General features: G+C 68.2%; 18 protein-coding genes and 2 pseudogenes. 10 read left to right on the forward strand and 10 right to left on the reverse strand.

Features of this window, described 5'->3' with window-relative positions:
- Positions 1-58: 58 nt before the first annotated feature.
- Positions 59-670, forward strand: coding sequence for a class I SAM-dependent methyltransferase (locus P1K88_RS00200; RefSeq protein ID WP_276411633.1), 612 nt, complete (start codon positions 59-61; stop codon positions 668-670).
- Positions 671-679: 9 nt separating this feature from the next.
- Here P1K88_RS00200 and P1K88_RS00205 read toward each other — a convergent pair whose 3' ends face one another.
- Both P1K88_RS00205 and P1K88_RS00210 read right to left on the reverse strand, forming a co-directional pair.
- Entirely contained in the window at positions 680-1,051 is a 372-nt protein-coding gene (locus P1K88_RS00205) for a CBS domain-containing protein (protein ID WP_276411555.1), read from the reverse strand.
- Positions 1,052-1,098: 47 nt separating this feature from the next.
- Positions 1,099-1,356, reverse strand: coding sequence for a hypothetical protein (locus P1K88_RS00210; RefSeq protein ID WP_276411556.1), 258 nt, complete (start codon positions 1,354-1,356; stop codon positions 1,099-1,101).
- A gap of 133 nt (positions 1,357-1,489) precedes the next feature.
- On the opposite strand from P1K88_RS00210, the gene arcS reads away from it, so the two are divergent.
- Complete coding sequence (gene arcS, locus P1K88_RS00215) at positions 1,490-3,277, forward strand: archaeosine synthase subunit alpha (protein WP_276411558.1); 1,788 nt, start codon at positions 1,490-1,492, stop codon at positions 3,275-3,277.
- 7 nt (positions 3,278-3,284) lie between these two features.
- Here the strand turns inward: arcS and P1K88_RS00220 are convergent, their stop codons facing one another.
- Entirely contained in the window at positions 3,285-5,624 is a 2,340-nt protein-coding gene (locus P1K88_RS00220) for an STT3 domain-containing protein (RefSeq protein WP_276411636.1), read from the reverse strand.
- A gap of 141 nt (positions 5,625-5,765) precedes the next feature.
- On the opposite strand from P1K88_RS00220, the gene P1K88_RS00225 reads away from it, so the two are divergent.
- The 3 genes from P1K88_RS00225 (at position 5,766) to P1K88_RS00235 (ending at position 8,744) form a co-directional block, all read left to right on the forward strand.
- Positions 5,766-6,149, forward strand: coding sequence for a VanZ family protein (locus P1K88_RS00225; RefSeq protein WP_276411564.1), 384 nt, complete (start codon positions 5,766-5,768; stop codon positions 6,147-6,149).
- Between the two features lie 120 nt (positions 6,150-6,269).
- On the forward strand, positions 6,270-7,571 hold the full coding sequence (locus P1K88_RS00230; protein WP_276411566.1) for an outer membrane protein assembly factor BamB family protein: 1,302 nt from the start codon (positions 6,270-6,272) through the stop codon (positions 7,569-7,571).
- Positions 7,572-7,619: 48 nt separating this feature from the next.
- Positions 7,620-8,744: an archaeosine biosynthesis radical SAM protein RaSEA gene (locus tag P1K88_RS00235; protein ID WP_276411568.1), complete on the forward strand. Its 1,125-nt coding sequence runs from the start codon at positions 7,620-7,622 to the stop codon at positions 8,742-8,744.
- 21 nt (positions 8,745-8,765) lie between these two features.
- Here P1K88_RS00235 and P1K88_RS00240 read toward each other — a convergent pair whose 3' ends face one another.
- The 5 genes and pseudogenes from P1K88_RS00240 to P1K88_RS00260 form a co-directional block, all read right to left on the reverse strand.
- A complete protein-coding gene (locus P1K88_RS00240) occupies positions 8,766-9,062 on the reverse strand; it encodes a DUF7967 family protein (protein ID WP_276411570.1) in 297 nt (98 codons plus the stop codon).
- Between the two features lie 295 nt (positions 9,063-9,357).
- A pseudogene (purQ, locus tag P1K88_RS00245) lies at positions 9,358-10,034 on the reverse strand (phosphoribosylformylglycinamidine synthase I).
- Positions 10,031-10,285: a phosphoribosylformylglycinamidine synthase subunit PurS gene (gene purS, locus P1K88_RS00250; protein ID WP_276275443.1), complete on the reverse strand. Its 255-nt coding sequence runs from the start codon at positions 10,283-10,285 to the stop codon at positions 10,031-10,033. The pseudogene purQ and the gene purS overlap by 4 nt, the downstream one beginning before the upstream one ends.
- 38 nt (positions 10,286-10,323) lie before the next feature.
- Entirely contained in the window at positions 10,324-10,977 is a 654-nt protein-coding gene (locus P1K88_RS00255) for a DUF7504 family protein (RefSeq protein WP_276411638.1), read from the reverse strand.
- Position 10,978: 1 nt separating this feature from the next.
- Positions 10,979-11,860: a GAF domain-containing protein gene (locus P1K88_RS00260; RefSeq protein ID WP_276411578.1), complete on the reverse strand. Its 882-nt coding sequence runs from the start codon at positions 11,858-11,860 to the stop codon at positions 10,979-10,981.
- Positions 11,861-11,981: 121 nt separating this feature from the next.
- Here P1K88_RS00260 and P1K88_RS00265 point away from each other — a divergent pair, with 121 nt between their 5' ends.
- The 4 genes from P1K88_RS00265 to P1K88_RS00280 all read left to right on the forward strand — a co-directional run bounded on the left by P1K88_RS00265 (position 11,982) and on the right by P1K88_RS00280 (position 15,302).
- A complete protein-coding gene (locus P1K88_RS00265; RefSeq protein WP_379786644.1) occupies positions 11,982-12,956 on the forward strand; it encodes a formyltetrahydrofolate deformylase in 975 nt (324 codons plus the stop codon).
- Between the two features lie 152 nt (positions 12,957-13,108).
- Positions 13,109-13,453: a hypothetical protein gene (locus P1K88_RS00270; protein WP_276411579.1), complete on the forward strand. Its 345-nt coding sequence runs from the start codon at positions 13,109-13,111 to the stop codon at positions 13,451-13,453.
- Positions 13,454-13,554: 101 nt separating this feature from the next.
- Positions 13,555-14,349, forward strand: coding sequence for an electron transfer flavoprotein subunit beta/FixA family protein (locus P1K88_RS00275; protein ID WP_276411640.1), 795 nt, complete (start codon positions 13,555-13,557; stop codon positions 14,347-14,349).
- Positions 14,349-15,302, forward strand: coding sequence for an electron transfer flavoprotein subunit alpha/FixB family protein (locus P1K88_RS00280; RefSeq protein WP_276411581.1), 954 nt, complete (start codon positions 14,349-14,351; stop codon positions 15,300-15,302). Before P1K88_RS00275 ends, P1K88_RS00280 begins: the two co-directional genes overlap by 1 nt.
- A gap of 576 nt (positions 15,303-15,878) precedes the next feature.
- On the opposite strand, the gene P1K88_RS00285 is transcribed toward P1K88_RS00280, so the two are convergent.
- A complete protein-coding gene (locus P1K88_RS00285) occupies positions 15,879-16,310 on the reverse strand; it encodes a type II toxin-antitoxin system VapC family toxin (RefSeq protein ID WP_276411582.1) in 432 nt (143 codons plus the stop codon).
- The gene (locus P1K88_RS00290; protein ID WP_276411584.1) at positions 16,310-16,555 is read right to left on the reverse strand and encodes an AbrB/MazE/SpoVT family DNA-binding domain-containing protein; all 246 of its coding nucleotides are present in this window, start codon (positions 16,553-16,555) and stop codon (positions 16,310-16,312) included. Before P1K88_RS00290 ends, P1K88_RS00285 begins: the two co-directional genes overlap by 1 nt.
- Before the next feature lie 377 nt (positions 16,556-16,932).
- On the opposite strand from P1K88_RS00290, the pseudogene P1K88_RS00295 reads away from it, so the two are divergent.
- Positions 16,933-17,774, forward strand: a pseudogene (locus P1K88_RS00295) (polyprenyl synthetase family protein).
- Positions 17,775-17,806: the final 32 nt, after the last annotated feature.

A 17,806-nucleotide genomic window follows, 5' to 3' on the forward strand; every position in this document is an offset into this window, starting at 1 on the left:
TTCACGCCGCCACGGGTGAGCCAGCACCGACTTGTATCGCGCCGCCGTACCGCTGGGCATGAAGAAGTCCCTCGAGGAACACGCCGAGCGCTTCTCCGAACACGCCGCCGACTACGACGAGAGCCGACTCCCCGAGTACCGCGCCTGTGCCGACCTCGTCGTGGCCCACGCCGACCCCCGTTCCGACGACGTGGTGCTGGATCTCGGCACCGGGACGGGCGCTATCGCGCTCGCCGTCGCCGGGGTCGCCGGCGAGGTCATCGGGCGTGACATCAGCAAGGGGATGCTCGAGAGAGCCCGCGAGAAAGCCGCCGACGCTGGCATCGAGAACGTCGCCTTCGGCGATGGGCGCTTCCGCGACCCGCAGGTCCCCGACGGCGTGGACGTCGATATCGTCACCTCGAACTTCGCGATGCACCACCTCGGCGACGACGAGAAGCGCGGGGCCATCGACGTCATCGCCGGCCTCGGACCCCGGAAAATCGTCCTCGGCGACGTGATGTTCTTCGGGCACCCGGACCCCGACGAGCCGTTCTACAGCCCCGAGGTCGACGACCCCGCGACCGTCGGCGTGCTCGCGGACGCCTTGACCGACGCCGGCTACGCCATCACGGCCGTCGAGATGGTCGCCGGGCAGGTCGGCGTGCTGGTGGCCGAACGGCCGGACTGACCGTCGTACTCAGTGCAGCTGCTTCGTGATGTCCGACGAGGAGACCATCCCGATGTAGTCGTCGTCGACGACCGGGAGGTGATTGATGCCGAAGTTGGTCATCATCGCCGCCGTCTCGCCCAGCGGGAGGTCCGGCGGGACGGTCTCTACGTGTTCGGTCATCAAATCCGAGACCAGCAGGTCGTCGGTGTCCATCCCCTCGGCGACGGCGTCCAGGACGTCCGTGCTCGTGATGATGGAGGGCGGCGCGGTCGTCACGAGCAGCGCGCTGATGTCCATGTCGCGCATCACAGCGGCCGCCTCGACGACTTTCGCGTCCGGCGAGATGGTCTCTAACGGCGTGGTCATGATGTCCTTTACCAGAGTACGTTCGTTACCCATGTGAGCAGTAGTCTCGGGCCGGGGATATTGCTTTTTCCACACCGCTGTCACTGCGATGCCGCCGGTTCGAGCCGGCTCCCGTCTCGCGGGCAGTAGTCGTGCTCCTCGACGGTCGACCGGAACCCACAGCGGGGACACTCGCGAACCGGCCGCGTCTCCTCGCGTCCCAGCCCCCTGAACAGGAACGGAACGAACGGTACGAGCAGGAAGACGAGCAGGGTGTCGAAGGACCACCACAGCGCCACCGTGACCGCGAGACTGCCCCCGAGGCCGACGAGTGCCGTCAGCGTCCGTGACCCGACCATGTGTACCCGTTCGGCTGCGACGGCGAAAAGCCCAGGCGTCCGTGTGCCAGGCAGAAGTCCGATAGCCACTCGACCATGCACGGGCAATCGCCGAAGAGCAAGATAGTTACTCGCCCGCGGCCGACGCTACCCCATGACCGACTACTTCGAGGTCCACGAGCGCGACGCCGCCGCGCGACTGGGCGAACTTCGCCTCGCCGAGTCCGTGACGACGCCGGCGCTGGTGGGCGACGTGGACGCGGACACGCCGGATGCCGTCCACACCCTGCTTCGCGACGGTGGGAGTCTCTGGGCCCAGGACAACCCAACGCCGGAGGGCGACGACAGCGCGGTGACGGTGCTCCCCTACCGCGGCCTGCCGGCCGGGACGCCCGACGAGGTGGCCGACGCCTTCGCCGGCGACTACCCCGACATCGAGTTCCCCAGCGCGGCGGTGGTGTCACCACAGACTGCGGGTCAGCACCCGGCCGACGTCACCGTTCTCTCGGGGGCCCCGGGCTACGTCGGCCACGGCGAAGCCTTCGTCGGCGCCGTCACGGCCGTCCGCGAGGCGACGCCCAGCGACACGGCGCTCTACCTGCCCGGCGTCGCCACCCCACGCAACGTCGCGACGCTGGTCTACGCCGGTGTGGACCTGGTGGACCCGGACCGAGCGGTCGTCCGCGGGACCGAGGGACGCTATCTCACCACCGACGAGGCGTACTTCCTCGAGGACCTCGAGGAACTCCCCTGTGCGTGTCCGGCCTGTCAGGTGCCCCGCGACGAGTTCGACCCCCAGGACTGCGTCGAACACAACGTCAACGCGCTGGCTGCGGAACTCCGACGCGTCCGGCGCCGCGTCCGCGACGGCCGCCTCCGCGACTACGTCGAGGGCCAGGCCCGCCAGGACAACTGGCTCACGGCGACTGTCCGCCTGCTCGACCAGCAGTACGGCTACGTCGAGCAGCGCACCCCGCTCATCCGCCGCGCACAGCTCTCGGCGGCCACCGAGGACGCCATCCGCCGGGTCGAGATCCAGCGCTTCGCCGAGCGCGTCACCGAGCGCTACGTCCCCCGGTTCGACGACCGACCGCTCGTGCTCGTCCCCTGTTCGGCGCGCAAGCCCTACAGCGACTCCCAGAGCCACGAGCAGTACCACGACGCCGTCCACTGGCGCGCGCACATGGTGTCGATGACCTCCCCCATCGGTGTCGTCCCGCAGGAGCTCGAACTCACCTACCCCGCACAGCACTACGACTCGGTGGTGACCGGCAACTGGAGCGCAAACGAGATCGAGTTCGTCAGCACCGTCCTGGAGCGGTATCTCGAAGACGCCGACTACCCCGAGATCATCGCGCACGTCCCCGGCGAGGGGTACCGCGACATCTGTGAGCGCGTCGAGGCGTCGCTGGGCCTCGAGTTCACCTACACCGTCGCCGACCACCCGACGACGGCCGACTCGCTGGGGAACCTCGCCGCCGAACTCGAGGGGTGGGACACATACCGGAAGTCCACCCGCGAGGCCAACACCGTCCGCGCCGTCGCGGACTACCAGTTCGGCGAGGGCGCTGGCGACGCGCTCTTCGACGACATCCAGACGGCGGGCCGCTATCCCCAGTTACGGGCCGACAGCCCAGACGGCGAGCAGCTGGCCGCGCTCGCCCAGCAGTACGGCGTCCTCTCGCTGACGGTCGCCGGCGCCCGCCGCTGGATCGAGAGCGACGTTCCCGCGAAGGTCGTCGACATCGAACCGTTCGTGCCCCACGGATCGGTCCTCGCGCCCGGCATCACCGACGCCAGCGACGACATCCGCGTCGGCGACGACGTGATCGTGCGGGGCGACGCCGCCTTCGGCGTCGGCCGCGCCCAGATGAGCGGGCCGGAGATGCGCGACTCGACGCGTGGTATCGCCGTCCAGATGCGCCACGTCGAGGAGCAGTAGTGAACGGCTATCCGACCGTCACGTTCTGGCCGTCGTAGACCGCTGCCTGCGAGACGTCGACCTCGCGGGTCTCGCCGTCCCGAATCGTGACGGTGTAGGTCCCGGGGTTCGCGACGGTCACCGCGAACGCACCCGTCGCGTTCGCCGTCGTCTGGCGCTCGTACTCGAACGACGTCCCGGAGACGCTGACGTCAGTTGTGAGCGTCACCGTGGTGTTCGCCGCGGCGGTCCCGCGAACGGTGGCCCCAGGGACCAGTGCGAACGCCTTGTGGCTCCCGCTCTCGCTGGCGTAGACGGGCTGGAAGTGTCCAAGGCCACTGACCTCGCCGTTTCGACTGCCCATGGCGTTGTGCATCCGGCCGTACATCGTCTCGGCCGGCAGGTCGGGCCCGTCGGTCGTGGCCACGTAGCCGACCCGGCCCGAATGACGGTCGTAGACGCCCGCTGGTGACTGGGAACTGAGAAACTGCGGGTAGTTGCTCCGAGCATAGGCGTAACTTTCCGCTTCGCCGTTCACGAAGTAGTTGTACATGCGGTTTTGCCCCCACCGGCTGAGGACGTAGTTCTGATTGTATTCGAGTTCGCGCTCGGCAGCGTTCGTCTCGATCGCACTCGCCGCCTCGTAGGTGCCGTCCTCGATGACCACCTGGCTCGTCTTGACCGGGACCTGCAACATGCCGAACCCGCCAAACAGCAGGAAGAGGACGACCAGCGCGCCGAGCGTCCGCGTCTCCGGGACGATTACGTCGACGACGTCTCGACCGCCGTCAGTCGAAAGCGGCCGTGCGAGGTCGATCCACGACGCCACCCACACGAACGCGACGCCGGTGAAAAGCGCCGCGAAGGTGGCCAGTTCGCCGACGAAGCGCACCTGAATGGTCGCGAGTCCGAACAAGAACCACGCGTAACTGCTGGCGACGAGCCACCCGAGCGACCCCTCACGTGCTTGCTGGACGCCCCAGCCCATCGCGGGGAGCGAGAGAACGAGCGTGAAGCCAAACAGGAGCAGGAAGCCGAAGGAATCGGCGTTGAAGAGGCCGTACGTCTCGGCGATGGCGTCCGAGCGAAAGAGCGTATCGAGACGACCCTGTACGGTCGCCCACTGTGCCGGGAGACCGAAACGGAGCACGAGGAACCCGACGATACCCAGGCCGACGTCGATTCCGGCCAGTTGTCTCGTGGTGCCGCCCATCTGACGGACGACCGCGGCGGTCAGCGAGACCGCCAGTATACCGACGGTCAACAGTGCCGGCGTCGATGCGACGAGTGTTGTCTGCCACCCAGCAATCGCGTGGACACCCCAGGCGAGGATGGCCCCGAGCGTCGTCCCTGCGAGGACCGGGGCGTTCGTGCGGAGCGACGAGCGGTCGGCCGCGACGTCGAGAATCGTCTTCCCGGTCAGAGCGATACCGACTGGCAGAATCAGTAGCGGCCCGGCCTCCCAGGCGAGGACCTGTCCGGCCAGACCGAGTCCGAGTCCACCGGCTGCGAACCAGCGTCCCGGTGTGCGTAGCGAGTCTCTGTCTACGTCGGCCGTTAGCAAGACCACGAGCGCCAGCGTCGTCAGGCCGAGCCACGGGTAGTCGAAGGCGTGATGGTCGGCGAACCCGAGGCTGGTGCGGAACGCGTGGCCGGGGATGAACGCCAGGAAGAGCACGGAGGCCAGGCCGACACGACGGTCGTTCGTCACCCGAAGCGCGAGGGCGTAGAGCAAGACGGCAGAGACGAGCGCCGAGAGCACCGGGTACCACGCGAGCACGTGTCCGATGGCCTCGGTGCTCCCGCCGAAGAGACTGGCGACCCACCAGAGGGTCGCGACCATCAGCGGTTCGCCCTGGACGAGGCCGCCGGGCATTGCGGAGAGCGCGCCGAAGTCGGCCGCGCTCCCGGCCTGGGCGGCGACCTGTTCGACGTGATACCGGTAGAAGTACGGGTCGTTCCCCGAGAGGACGATGTCGCCGCCGCGGTATATCGAGCCGACGACGTAGGCACGGGCCACGGCGACGACGGCCAGCGCGGCCACCAGAAGGCCCACGGCTCGCGACTCGAATTCGAGGTCTGTGAGCGAGGGAAACGAGTCGGAGAGGGCTCGCGACCCGGAACCAGCTTCGGCGGCAGGTTCCCCGTTCAGGACCGCTCGGACTGCCTGCGGGTCGGCGACGCGGTACTGGCCGTGTACCTTCTCGACGACGCCCTCAGAGACGAGTTCGCCGAAGAGCCCCGAGTCGACGGGGACGTCGTCGAAGTCCCAGCCATCGGCCTCCTCGTCGACGACGAGGACCGCCTCCGCAGCGGATTGCAGCTCGGGGCGGTCTTCGAGGACCGCCGCCCCGGACTCGTCGTTCATGTATCGGTTCTTCGCTGTGGAGCGAATAAATCCATCGGGACGTGGAAGTGAGTGGGAACGTCGGCGTCGGGTCCGATGGCTGTCGACACGGCGCGCTCTGCGCACCGCTCCGTTTATTCGGCGCGACGGCCATCCCTCAGTATGGATCGGTCGGCAATTCGCCGGTGGATTCCGGCGGCCGGGTTCGCACTCCTCTTGCTCGTCACTTCGCTGGTGCCGATACCGGCGAATGGTGACACGGCAGTGCCGACGCTGCTGGGCGTCGGTCTGGACAAGTGGGTCCACGCGGTCAGTTACGGCGTTCTCACCGGGTTGCTGGCACGGGGACGACAGAGCCAGGACGTGGCCGGCGTCACCGCGGTCGTCCTCGTCGCCATCGGCTACGGGGCAGGTGTCGAGGTCCTGCAGGGCTTCGTCCCCTCCCGGGGAACCAGCGGCGCGGACGTCCTGGCGAACGCCGTCGGTGCGGTACTCGCGGGGGCCGCGGTGCTGGGGTCGCTCAAAGCGAAACTGAGCCCCCGGTAGCCCCTTTGTGTCGGCGAGGGTAGACGTAGTATGATCTCCCGGCGGCAGTTCCTCGCCATAACAGGTCTCGCGTGCGTGCCGGTAACGGGCTGTCAGACCGACGGCGAGCCGACCGACACTGTGACCGACGAACCGTCGACGTCACCGACCGCGACGGAGCGACCCACCGAATCGGACACCGGCGCACCGACGCCGGACGAAGATCCGACCGAAGCGTCGAGTGGCCTGCGAACGTGGACGCCCGCGTGGTCCTTCGACCCCAGTTTTGGCTCCATCCTGGCGCTGACCGAACACGACGGGGCCCTCTACGCGACGCTCGGAGACGATGACGGTCGATCGGCCGTCGCGCGACTCGACACTGCGGGGCGATCGTTCCACTGGCAGACCCAGTTCCCCGGCGGGGCGCTCACCAGCACCCACCTCCGACAGACGAACGCCCGCGACAAGTGGAGTCTCACGTTCGGCGACGGTTCGCTCTACGTCGTCACGGGCGAGACACAGACCGAAGGCGAGTCGTGGACCAGCCTGCACGCCCTGGACCCGGCGACGGGCGACGAACGCTGGTCGCTCCAGCGCGAGCGGGAACTGGCAGTCGCGGGCGTCCGGGACGGCACCGTCGTCGCCGGTGGCCTCGAGTTCTACCATCCCGACGCCACACACGAGACGCCGGACGAGCCGCTGACGACGGTCGTCTACGGAATCGACGCCGCGAGCGGCGACGTGCGCTGGACGGCGGAGTTCACCACGGTCGAGGCGGCAACCACCGCGGCCGGCGGCGTAGGCGTCGCGTCGGCGTCGGGACTCACGATGCTCGGTCTGGACGGGAACGAGCGCTGGGCGGAATCGACCGGGAGCGCCCGAGCCGTGGTCTCGGTCGGTGAGACAGTCGTCACCGCAGTCGCGGACGGCGACGGGTCGATGCTCCGTGCGTTCGCCCCCGACGGCACCGAACGGTGGCAGAAGCGCCGGCTGGTCGAGGAGTTCCTGGCCGACGGCGACGTGCTGTACGGACTCGGCGAGGAGACGGTCGCTGTCGAGGCAGACGGGACCGTCGCCTGGCACGTCGACGGCTACAGCCAGTGGCCGCTGCTGGCACCCGACGGGGAGACGCTGTACGCACGCGCCGCCGCGATGACCAACGCCGTCGACGCCTTCTCGCTGCCGGAGGGTGGCCGTCGGTTCCGCTACGAGACGCCGTCGAACAACGGCTGGCCGGCCGGCGCGACGGAGCAGATGGTCGTCGCGGAGGCCATCACGCCCGAGAAGGCCGACTTCACGAGCCTGTTCGCCGTCGACGAGCAGTCGGGCGACCCGCTAGCGGTTTACCGGCCGGGGGACAACGTCTTCGACGTCGCGGGGCTCGACGGGGTCGCCTACGCCAGTATCGGCGACCGTCTCCTCGCCTTCGAGCGGCCGGGCTGACGACGGGTAACGAAGCCGATTTACGCGCCCGTCGGCTACCCCTGCCCAATGAGCAAGCCCAGTCCCGACGGCTACGAGCAGGGCAAGGGCATGGACGCCCACAACGCGGTGATGCGCGAGATTCGGTCGCGCAACGACTCGACCTACGACCCCCGGGAGCCGACCCGGGTCTGGCTCGACGAGGACAACACGCCCGACGGGGTGTACCAGAGCCTGACGATCATCCTCAACACCGGCGGCTGCCGGTGGGCCCGCGCCGGCGGGTGTACGATGTGTGGCTACGTCGCCGAGTCCGTCGAGGGCGGCAGCGTCGCCCACGAGGATTTGATGGCCCAGATCCAGCACTGTCTGGACCACGAGGCAGAGAACGCCGACGCCGAGTCGGGCCTCGTCAAGATATACACCTCCGGGTCCTTCCTCGACGAGCGCGAGGTGCCGGCCGAGACCCGGCAGGCCATCGCCGAGACGTTCGCCGACCGCGAGCGCATCGTCGTCGAGTCGCTGCCGGACTTCGTGCAGGCCGACCGCGTCGGCGACTTCGTCGACGTGGGCCTCGAGACCGACGTGGCCGTGGGGCTGGAGACGGCAACGGACCGCGTGCGCCACGACTCGGTGAACAAGTACTTCGACTTCGCCGACTTCGAAGACGCCTGCGAGGCCGCCCGAGAGGCCGGTGCCGGCGTGAAGGCCTATCTCCTGATGAAGCCCCCCTTCCTCACCGAGTCGGAGGCCGTCGCGGACATGAAACGCTCCGTGCGGAAGTGTGCCGCCGTTTCCGGCTGTCACACCGTCTCGATGAACCCCTGCAACGTCCAGCGCTACACGATGGTCGAGGAACTGTACCACGACGGCGGCTACCGCCCGCCGTGGCTCTGGTCGGTCGCCGAGGTGCTGGAATCGACCGCCGACGTCTCCGGGAGCGGAGCGACCGGAGGCTCGTCAGACTCGTCTGACGGTGAGGACGTCATCGTCGTCTCGGATCCCGTCGGCCACGGGAGCGACCGCGGCCCGCACAACTGCGGCGAGTGTGACGACCGTGTCCAGCGAGCCATCAAGGACTTCGACCTGCGGCAGGACGAGACGGTCTTCGAGCAGGTGTCCTGTGAGTGCGAGGCGACGTGGGAGGCCGTGATGGAACGCGAAAAGGGCTACTCGCTGCCGCTGGCGCGCTGAGGACTGGCTTTTCGGCTCGCGTCAGAGCACGTCGTCGAGGTCGTGTTTCTCTTGCATCCGGTCGGCCTCGACGGCGTAGCGCTCGCGCGTCTCGGCGTCGTCGACGACCCCGAGGTTGTCCGGCGAGACGGCCATCGAGACTGGTGTCTCCCGGTGGTCGCCGGTGTAGGAGGTCAGCGCCCGCTCCTTCCGGAAGTCACGCCGGCCGTCCGGCGTCGCGTAGGTGAGGATGATGAGGTTCTGCTCGTCGTCGGAGTAGGTCCGTTCGACCAGCCAGACCCTGACGGACTCCTGTGTGGTCGCGCTATCGGTGTCCATAGGTGACAGTACGCCAACTATCGAAAAGTAAGTGTCGGCGCCGTCGGGCGTTCGAGCGGACCACTTTCACTTTCACTCCGGTTGGATGGCCCTTTTGTGATCAGGGGGTCTACCGTGTCGTAGGGGCCGCCGGGACCGTCACACGCTCCAGATGGCCCCGTTCCCATCCATCTCCCTTTGGATTCCACGCGGTGAGCGACGGCATCGCCGCGCCTCGGGGTTCGAGCGGGACGGAACGACGATGAGCGTTGCTCCCGTCGCTCGGTCGCGGGAGAGAACAGCAGCGAGTGGGTCCTTACTCCGCGAAGCCTTCGAGCACGCCCTGCCCGTCGGTGCGCCCCAGGTCTTCGAGAGACGCCCGCTCGGGGTGGGGCATCATGACCGCGACGTGGTCGCCCGCGCCGGTGACGCCCGCGACGGCGTGTTTCGAGCCGTTGGGGTTGGCCTCGGACGTTACCGCACCGTCCGCGTCGCAGTACCGGAAGAGGATGCGGTCCTCGGCCTCCAGGTCCGCGAGGCGCTCGTCGGTGATCTCGTAGCGGCCCTCGCCGTGAGCGATGGGGAGTTCGACCACGTCGCCTTCCTCGTAGTGGTTGGTCCACGGCGTGTCCGCGTTCTCCACGCGCAGGTGGACGTGTTCACACTGGAACCGGGCGCTCTCGTTGGTGGTGAACACGCCAGGGTCAGCGACGACTCACACCCGATCTGCGCGCCGTTACAGACGCCGAGCACCGGAATGCCGTCCTCGGCAGCGTCCTTGACGTCCTGCATGATGGGCGAGCGAGCGGCCATCGCGCCGGCCCGGAGGTAGTCGCCGTAGGAGAAGCCGCCGGGGAGCATGATACCCTCGACGGAATCTGGCAGCCCGTCCTCGTGCCAGACGAGTTCGGCGTCGAAGCCCAGCGACGCCAGCGCCCGGACCGAGTCGCGGTCGCAGTTCGAGCCGCCGAATTGGATCACTGCGATCGTCATTCGGCCTGGTCGACCTCCACGTCGTAGTCGTGGATGGTCGGGTTCGCGAGCAGGCGTTCGGCCATCTCCGCGGCCCGGTCGGCGGCCTCGTCGGCCGACGCGGCGTCGATGTCGAGCTCGAACTGGTCCGCAGACCGGAGGTCCTCGAGCTCGAAGCCCAGCCGTTCGAGCGAGTGCTGGGTCGTCTCGGCCTCGGGGTCCAGAACGCCCCGTTTGAGTCGGACGGTCACCGTTGCGGTGTAGACGGTCATTACACGCAAGCGGGCGTGGGGCGGAGAAAACGCTTGTGTTATCCCATCGGCGTCCACTCGGTCGGTTGGTCGGGGAGGCCCTGTACCCGGATCTCCGGCCCGTCGTCCCCGCCGCGGACGTCGATCCGACCGTCGAACGACTGGGCGATGCTGCCGACGACCTGGTCGTCGTGTGCCTCGGGGTCGATGACACAGACGCTCAGGCCGTCGGCGGTCCGGACGCGGCTGGTGACGATGTTCACGAACCGGAAGACCGAGCGAACGTCCTCGCTGAACACCAGCAGCGGCGTCAGCGTGTAGATGCCCGTCCTGACGGCGTCGTAGCCCCGGGCGTACATCTCCTCGTACTGCCCGGAGTACTCGATGCCGATACCCGTGAGGTCGGCGGGCGACGTCACCGCCGTGACGGACTCGCCGAGTGCCTCGTCGTCCGCCCGGTTGCAGTCGACGACCCGGACCCGGCCGCCGGAGACGTCACAGCCCAGCGCGTCGAATCCCGCCAGGATCTCGCCGGCACTCGTGTCGGCGGCGACGACGACGATGCCGTCGGCCGAGTCGGCCGCGAGCAACCGCAGCGCCGCCTCGCGGGTGCCATCGAGGATCGGCCCGGCGACCAGGATGTTGGTACCTGGGTCGACGGGGTTCAGCGGCGTCCCCGCGAACGTATACCGGCCGTCGTGACGCTGACCCATCTCACGTCACCCCGGCACCGAGTCGGCGGCGCAGCGACAGCTGTTCTTCGACTTCGTCGGCGAATCGCCGGATGTCGGCCCGCTCGGCGGCCGTGTACGAGCGGGGCTCGTCGTCGATACAGCAGACCGCGCCCAGGGCATTGCCCGCCTCGTCGGTTATCCGGGCCCCGGCGTACGAGCGGATGTCGAGGTCGTCGAGTCGGTCGTTGGCGGCAAAGCGAGGGTCCTCGTGCGTGTCGTCGACCACGGTCACCTCATCGGAGAGGATGGTGTGCGTACAGATGGAGTCCTCGCGGGCCAGCGTCCGCCAGTTGGCCCCCTCGCAGGCGACGAACCGCTCCTCGTGTTCGTCGACGAGTCCCACGAAGGCAACGTCGATGTCGAAGTGCGTCGTCATCAGCGCCGTGAGGCGCTCGAACGTCTCCTCGGCGGCGAGCGCCTCGACGTCGTACTCGCGGACGGCCGCGAGGCGATCGGCCTCCCGGTCCGGGACGGGGAACGCGGCGTGGGTCGACTCGGCGGCCGCGAGCGCGACGACGTCGGCGAGTCGCTCGCGGGCAGCGGGAATCGACCGCGGGACGTACTCGACGACCTGGTCCGGCCGGCCCCTGGGCAGATCGGACGGCGACTCGTCGGTAAAGAGGATACAGACACAGTCGTCGTGTGCCAGTCGGACCGCATCGACGACGTCGAAGGCGTCCCCGTCCGGGAACGAAAAGGCCGTGACCACGCAGTCGACTGACTCGTCGACGGCCGCGTCGACATCCGCGACGGTGGCCGCGCCGACGACGTCCAGGTCCGCGCCGGCCAGCGCCTCGAGCGTCGCCGCCCGTGCAGCGTCGTCCGGGTCGGCACAGACCACGGTCGGGTGGTGCTCGCTCACACTGCACGGGAAACACTCGAGCGTAATAGTTGTGCTGCCACTGCAGGAAAACGAAGCCTTTTGCTTGGGGCACGACCAACAGAGCGCCAATGAAACACATCGAGCGCCGGAGGTGGTGGGCGTGACCCGGAACCTGACCGAGATAACCGTCGTCGGCGACGACGACACGGGGCTCATCGCGGAGGTCACCTCCCTCCTGTTCGAACGGGGCATCAACATCGAGGACCTAGACCAGGCCGTCCGGGAGGGCGTCTTCCGGATGACCATGCACGTCGACACCGCCGAGATGGTGACGACGGAGGAGAAACTCCGCGAGGACCTGACCGAGCTCGGGGACGAGCTCGACGTCGACATCCAGGTCCGGTTCCCTGCGGACCGCGAGACCCAGTCCATCGCCGTCCTCGTCACGAAGGAATCCCACTGTCTCGAAGCCCTGTTCGAGTCCTGGGCCAACGGCGACCTGGGGGCCGACATCGAGGTGGTCATCGGCAACCACAGCGACCTCGAACCCCTGGCCGCGAAGTACGACGTCCCCTTCCACGACATCGGCGACGAGAAGGGGACCCCCGACGAGGCGGAACTGCTCGAGTTGCTCGCCGAGTACGACGCCGACCTCATCGTGCTGGCCCGCTACATGCGCATCCTCTCGCCGGACGTGGTCTTCCGCTACGAGAGCCGCATCATCAACGTCCATCCCAGTCTGCTGCCGGCGTTCCCCGGTGCCTCCGCCTACATGCAGGCCATCGAGGAGGGCGTCCGCATCGCCGGCGTCACCGCCCACTACGTGACGACGGACTTGGACCAGGGGCCCATCATCACCCAGCGGGCCTTCAACGTCCCCGACGACGCCTCGGAGGAAGAGCTCCAGCAGCTCGGCCAGCCGCTCGAGGCCGACGCGCTGCTCGAGGCGATTCGGCTCCACCTCGACGACGAGGTCACCGTCCACCGCGGCCGGACGAAGCTGCGGGACCCCGAGGAGACGGAGGCCCAGCTGGGCGCGCCGGAGGAACTGGACAGCCTCAATCCCGACCGCCCCATCGACGGCCTCGGGGAGTTCGTGGCCGGCGAGGAGCCGGAGGCCGAAGCGGACGATTAGGCGAGCGAGTGTCCGCAGGACACTCGGTACAGGCGAGCGGTGGAACCGCGAGCCAGTCCGAACCGCTATAGCGTGTTCGGACACGTAAGCGGCCGGTTCGTAGAAGCCGACGATTAGGCTGGCGAGCGTCCGCGGGACAGTCGACGACACTCATGGGGCGAACCGACTCGAGACGCGCCCCCGTCGACGCCACCGGCGGCGCCGACGACCCCGCCCGAGAGCAAGCCCAGGCCGCCGAGCAGACCGCTTCGGACCCGGGTCGCGTTCAGCAACTATCCGGTGGTCGCCCCGCCGAGGCCGACGGCCAGCACGAACGGGCCGGCGAAGGCCCAGGTCTGGAGGCCGGTGCCCACGCTCCGGGCCGTCGCGAGGCCCACTACCGGGAGGGGCGCGAGCGTCACCGCGCCCGGGACGAGCGTGGCGACGACGCCCGCGACGACGCTGCCGGCGGTGTCGAGCGTGCCCGTATCCGGATCCCGACACGCGGTGGCATATAGCAGGGAGCTGAGCGGGTACGCGGGGTAGTCACAGCGTAAACGACTCGCCGGTGGTTTCTGGTTCGGAAACGTTTATTCGCCGTCCGGTACCAGGTCGTGGTATGAAAATTCTTGTCACAGTCAAGCAGGTCGCGGTCGTCGACGACGAGTTCGAGATCGACGGACTCGGGATCGACGACCGGTACGTCACACACGACCTCAACGAGTGGGACGAGTACGCCGTCGAGGAGGCCGTCCAGATACAGGAGGCCGCCGACGAGGACGTCGAGGTCGTGACGGTGACGGTGGGCCCCGAGGAGAGCGAGGAGACGATCCGCCAGGCGCTGGCGAAGGGGGCCGACCGCGCGGTGCGGGTCTGGGACGACACGCTGGTCGAGGCCGGATTGCTCGACCCGGCGACCAAGGCCCGCGTCGTCGAGGCCGTCGCCGCCGAGGAGGACCCGGACCTCGTGCTCACGGGCGTGCAGTCGGCCGACGACGGCTTCGGTGCGACCGGGGTGACCCTGGCCGAGCGACTGGGCTTCGAGTGGGCCGCCGTCGTCAACGACCTGGAGCTGGACCGCGAGGCCGGCGTCGCCGCCGTCCACCGCGAGTTAGAGGGCGGCATCGAGGAGCTGGCCGACGTCCAGTTGCCCGCCGTTCTGACCATCCAGACCGGCATCAACGACCCGCGGTACGCCAGTCTCAGGGGGATTCGTCAGGCCCAGAGCAAGGAACTGGCTGTGAAGTCCCTCGAGGACGTCGGCCTGTCGCCGGCCGACATCGAGAGCCCGCTCGAACAGACGTCGCTGTACGAACCCACCAGCGAGAGCGACGCGACGGTCTTCGAGGGGAGCGCCGAAGAGACGGCCGGCGAACTGGCCGCGGTCCTCCGTGAGGCGGGGGTGGCGAACTGATGACGGTACTGACCGTCGCCGAGCACCGCCGCGGCGAGCTCCGGCCGGTGAGCCTCGAACTGCTCAGCGTCGGCCGCCTGCTCGCCGAGGAGACGGGAGACGAGCACCACACCGTCGTAATCGGCGGCGACGTGGAGACGTTCGGTCGGAAACTCGACCGCGAGGGCGTCGAGACGGTCTACACCGTCGACGAGGGCGAGGAGTTCAACCACGACGTCTACGTCCAGGCGGTGACCCAACTGGCCGAGGCCCTCGACCCGTCGCTGGTGGTGATGCCAAACACGGTCAACGGCCTCGACTACGCCCCCGCTGTCGCCAGCGACCTGGGCCTGCCGCTGGTGACCGACGTGGTCGACGTCGACTACGGCGAGCGACTGACCGCGACCCGCGAGCTGTACGGGTCCAAGACCGAGACGACCATCGACGTCCACGCCGAGGCGGCCGCGCTGACGGTCCGACCCGGCGAGTGGCCCGCCGCGGAGGGCGTCAACGGCTCGTCCGTCGAGCCCTTCGAGGTCGACGTCGACGAGTCGGCGGTCCGCTCGACTGTCACCGGCTTCGAGGAGGTCGGTGGCGGCGACGTCGACATCACCGACGCCGACGTGCTGGTCTCGGTCGGGCGCGGCATCGGCGAGGAGGAGAACCTCGACCTCGTGTTCGACCTGGCCGAGGCGCTGGACGCGACGGTGTCGGCCTCCCGGCCGCTCATCGACAACGGCTGGCTGGAGAAGGACCGCCAGGTCGGCCAGTCGGGGAAGGTGGTCACGCCGGACGTCTACATCGCCGTCGGCATCTCCGGGGCCGTCCAGCACGTCGCCGGGATGAAGGGCGCCGACACCATCGTCGCCATCAACACCGACCCCAACGCGCCCATCTTCGACATCGCCGACTACGGCATCGTCGACGACCTCTTCGACGTGGTGCCGGCGCTCATCGAGGAGTTCGGCGGGTAACTTGAGCATCCGGCGGCTCTGCCGCCGGTTCACCGGTCGCGAGCAACGCGAGCGACCGGCCTTTTTCGCCCACGTTTTTCAACGAGCGGTGCGCGAAGCGCACCCGAGGCCGAAAAAGGTGGTATTGGCATCGTCGACGACCTCTTCGACGTGGTGCCGGCGCTCATCGAGGAGTTCGGCGGGTAACTTGAGCATCCGGCGGCTCTGCCGCCGGTTCACCGGTCGCGAGCAACGCGAGCGACCGGCCTTTTTCGCCCACGTTTTTCAACGAGCGGTGCGCGAAGCGCACCCGAGGCCGAAAAAGGTGGTATTGGCATCGTCGACGACCTCTTCGACGTGGTGCCGGCGCTCATCGAGGAGTTCGGCGGGTAACTTGAGCATCCGGCGGCTCTGCCGCCGGTTCACCGGTCGCGAGCAACGCGAGCGACCGGCCTTTTTCGCCCACGTTTTTCAACGAGCGGTGCGCGAAGCGCACCCGAGGCCGAAAAAGGTGGTATTGGCATCGTCGACGACCTCTTCGACGTGGTGCCGGCGCTCATCGAGGAGTTCGAGGGATAACAACGTAGCACAGGTCCGCTATTGCTCGTACGGATTTTCGGGTGTCGTGAGACGAGTGACTTCGGGGACGCTGTCGAACCCATCGTCGAAACTGTAGAGGTAGTCGACATCTGTTCGGTCCATCGCTGCAACGATGACGGCATCCGTCAGCGAGAGTGATTCGTAGCGTCGGAACACGGAGCGACCAGCGTCGAAGTCGGACTTCGAGGTCTGCTGGAGGGAAAACCCGCTGCTCTCGAGTATCGCATCGAGCGTTTCGGTCGCGACGTCGTGTCCTGCTCTCGCCTGAAGGTAGTTGACGACTTCCTCCAGAACGTCGCTGAGGACGTACGCTATCGGGAGTGTTCCGTGGTCCATCGCCCGCGTGATCGCGTCCCCGCGCTCGTGATTCTGATCGCGGGAGAGTCGGGCCGCGATGAGAACGTTCGCATCCACGGCGACTGCGGCCATCAGTAGTCCCCGGCGACGAGGTCGTGGTCCTCGGCGGCGTCGGTCGGTTCGCCGATGTCGACCGGGTCGAGCCCTGAAAACGCACCGTAGTGTTGCTTGACGAGTTCGACCGAGAGAGTCCCGTCGTCGACGCGCCACCGAATCTTGTCGCCCGCCTCGACGCCGGCCTCTCGCCGTACCGCTGCCGGGACCGTCACCGAATAGCTCTCGTTGACCGTCGTTTCGTCTTCGACCTCGTGGGACATGGAAAGATTTTCGCGACGGATACAAAAATAATTTGCCTCCAAATTTGCCAGATATAGTAGTAGAACGGAGCGATGCTGAAATCGTCCAAAGCTGCTTCGAGGTGATACCGGCACGCCTCGAAGCCATTGGCGGGTTACACCGTTCCAAGCACGGACACCGAGCGGTCGGCCGTGAGCGCGCTCCGTCGCGAGAACACGGGGGGCTGGCCTAGAACAGGCATCCGGCGGCTCTGCCGCCGGTTCACCGGTCGCGAGCGACGCGAGCGACCGGCCTTTTCGCCCACGTTTTTCAAGGAGTGGTTCGCGCGAAGCGCGAACCCGACGCCGAAAAAGGTGGGTCGTCAGGTACTTTTCGGCCTGGTCCTAACGCCAGGGTGATGGAGTATCTCCACCGGCGTCGTGACCGCGTCGAGGAGCGACTGGAGGCGGTGCTCGACGACGTCGAACCGTCGGCACTCGCCGACCAGGTCCGGCACGTCGCGCTCTCGGGGGGCAAGCGGGTGCGACCGACCGTGACGGTGCTGGTCTGCGAGGCGCTGGGCGGCGACCCGGACGACGCCCTCGACTTCGCCGTCGGCATCGAGCTGGTCCACAACGCGTCGCTGGTCATCGACGACATCATCGACGAGTCCGAACTGCGCCGCGGGACCCCCTCGGCGTGGTCGGCGTTCGGCCACGGCCCGGCCATCGTCGCCTCGGACGGGCTGCTGGGTGAGGCCTTCGCGCTCTTCTCGGCCGACGAGCGGGCGATGCAGACCGTCAGCGAGGCGATGGTCGAACTCGGCGAGGGCGAGGCGACCGAACTCATCGCCCAGCCCTCGAACGAGGCCGAGTACATGGAACTCGCGCGGCGCAAGACCGGGGCCCTGTTTCGCGCGGCGGCCGAACTCGGTGCCATCGCGGCCGACGCCGACGCCTACACCGTCGAGACCATCGGCCGCTACGCCGAGCGGGTCGGCGTCGCCTTCCAGATGCGCGACGACGTGCTGGACGCGACGGCCGACGCGGAGACGCTGGGCAAGCCCGCGGGGCACGACGCGGCGATGGATCGCCCCTCGATCGTCGAGGTGACCGATCTCACGGCCGACGAGGCCGACCAGCGCGCTCGCGAGGAATCGGAGACGGCCTGGAGGCGCTCGCGACCATCGACGCGCCAGAGTCCCAGTCGATGGACTACCTGCGGGACCTGGCGGAGTTCGTCGTCGTCCGCGAACGGTAGGGCTTTTGGCCGGCGCTGGCCAACGCACGCCA

The organism is Haloarcula halobia, from assembly GCF_029338255.1.
In the GTDB taxonomy this organism is placed as follows: Archaea; Halobacteriota; Halobacteria; order Halobacteriales; family Haloarculaceae; genus Haloarcula; species Haloarcula halobia.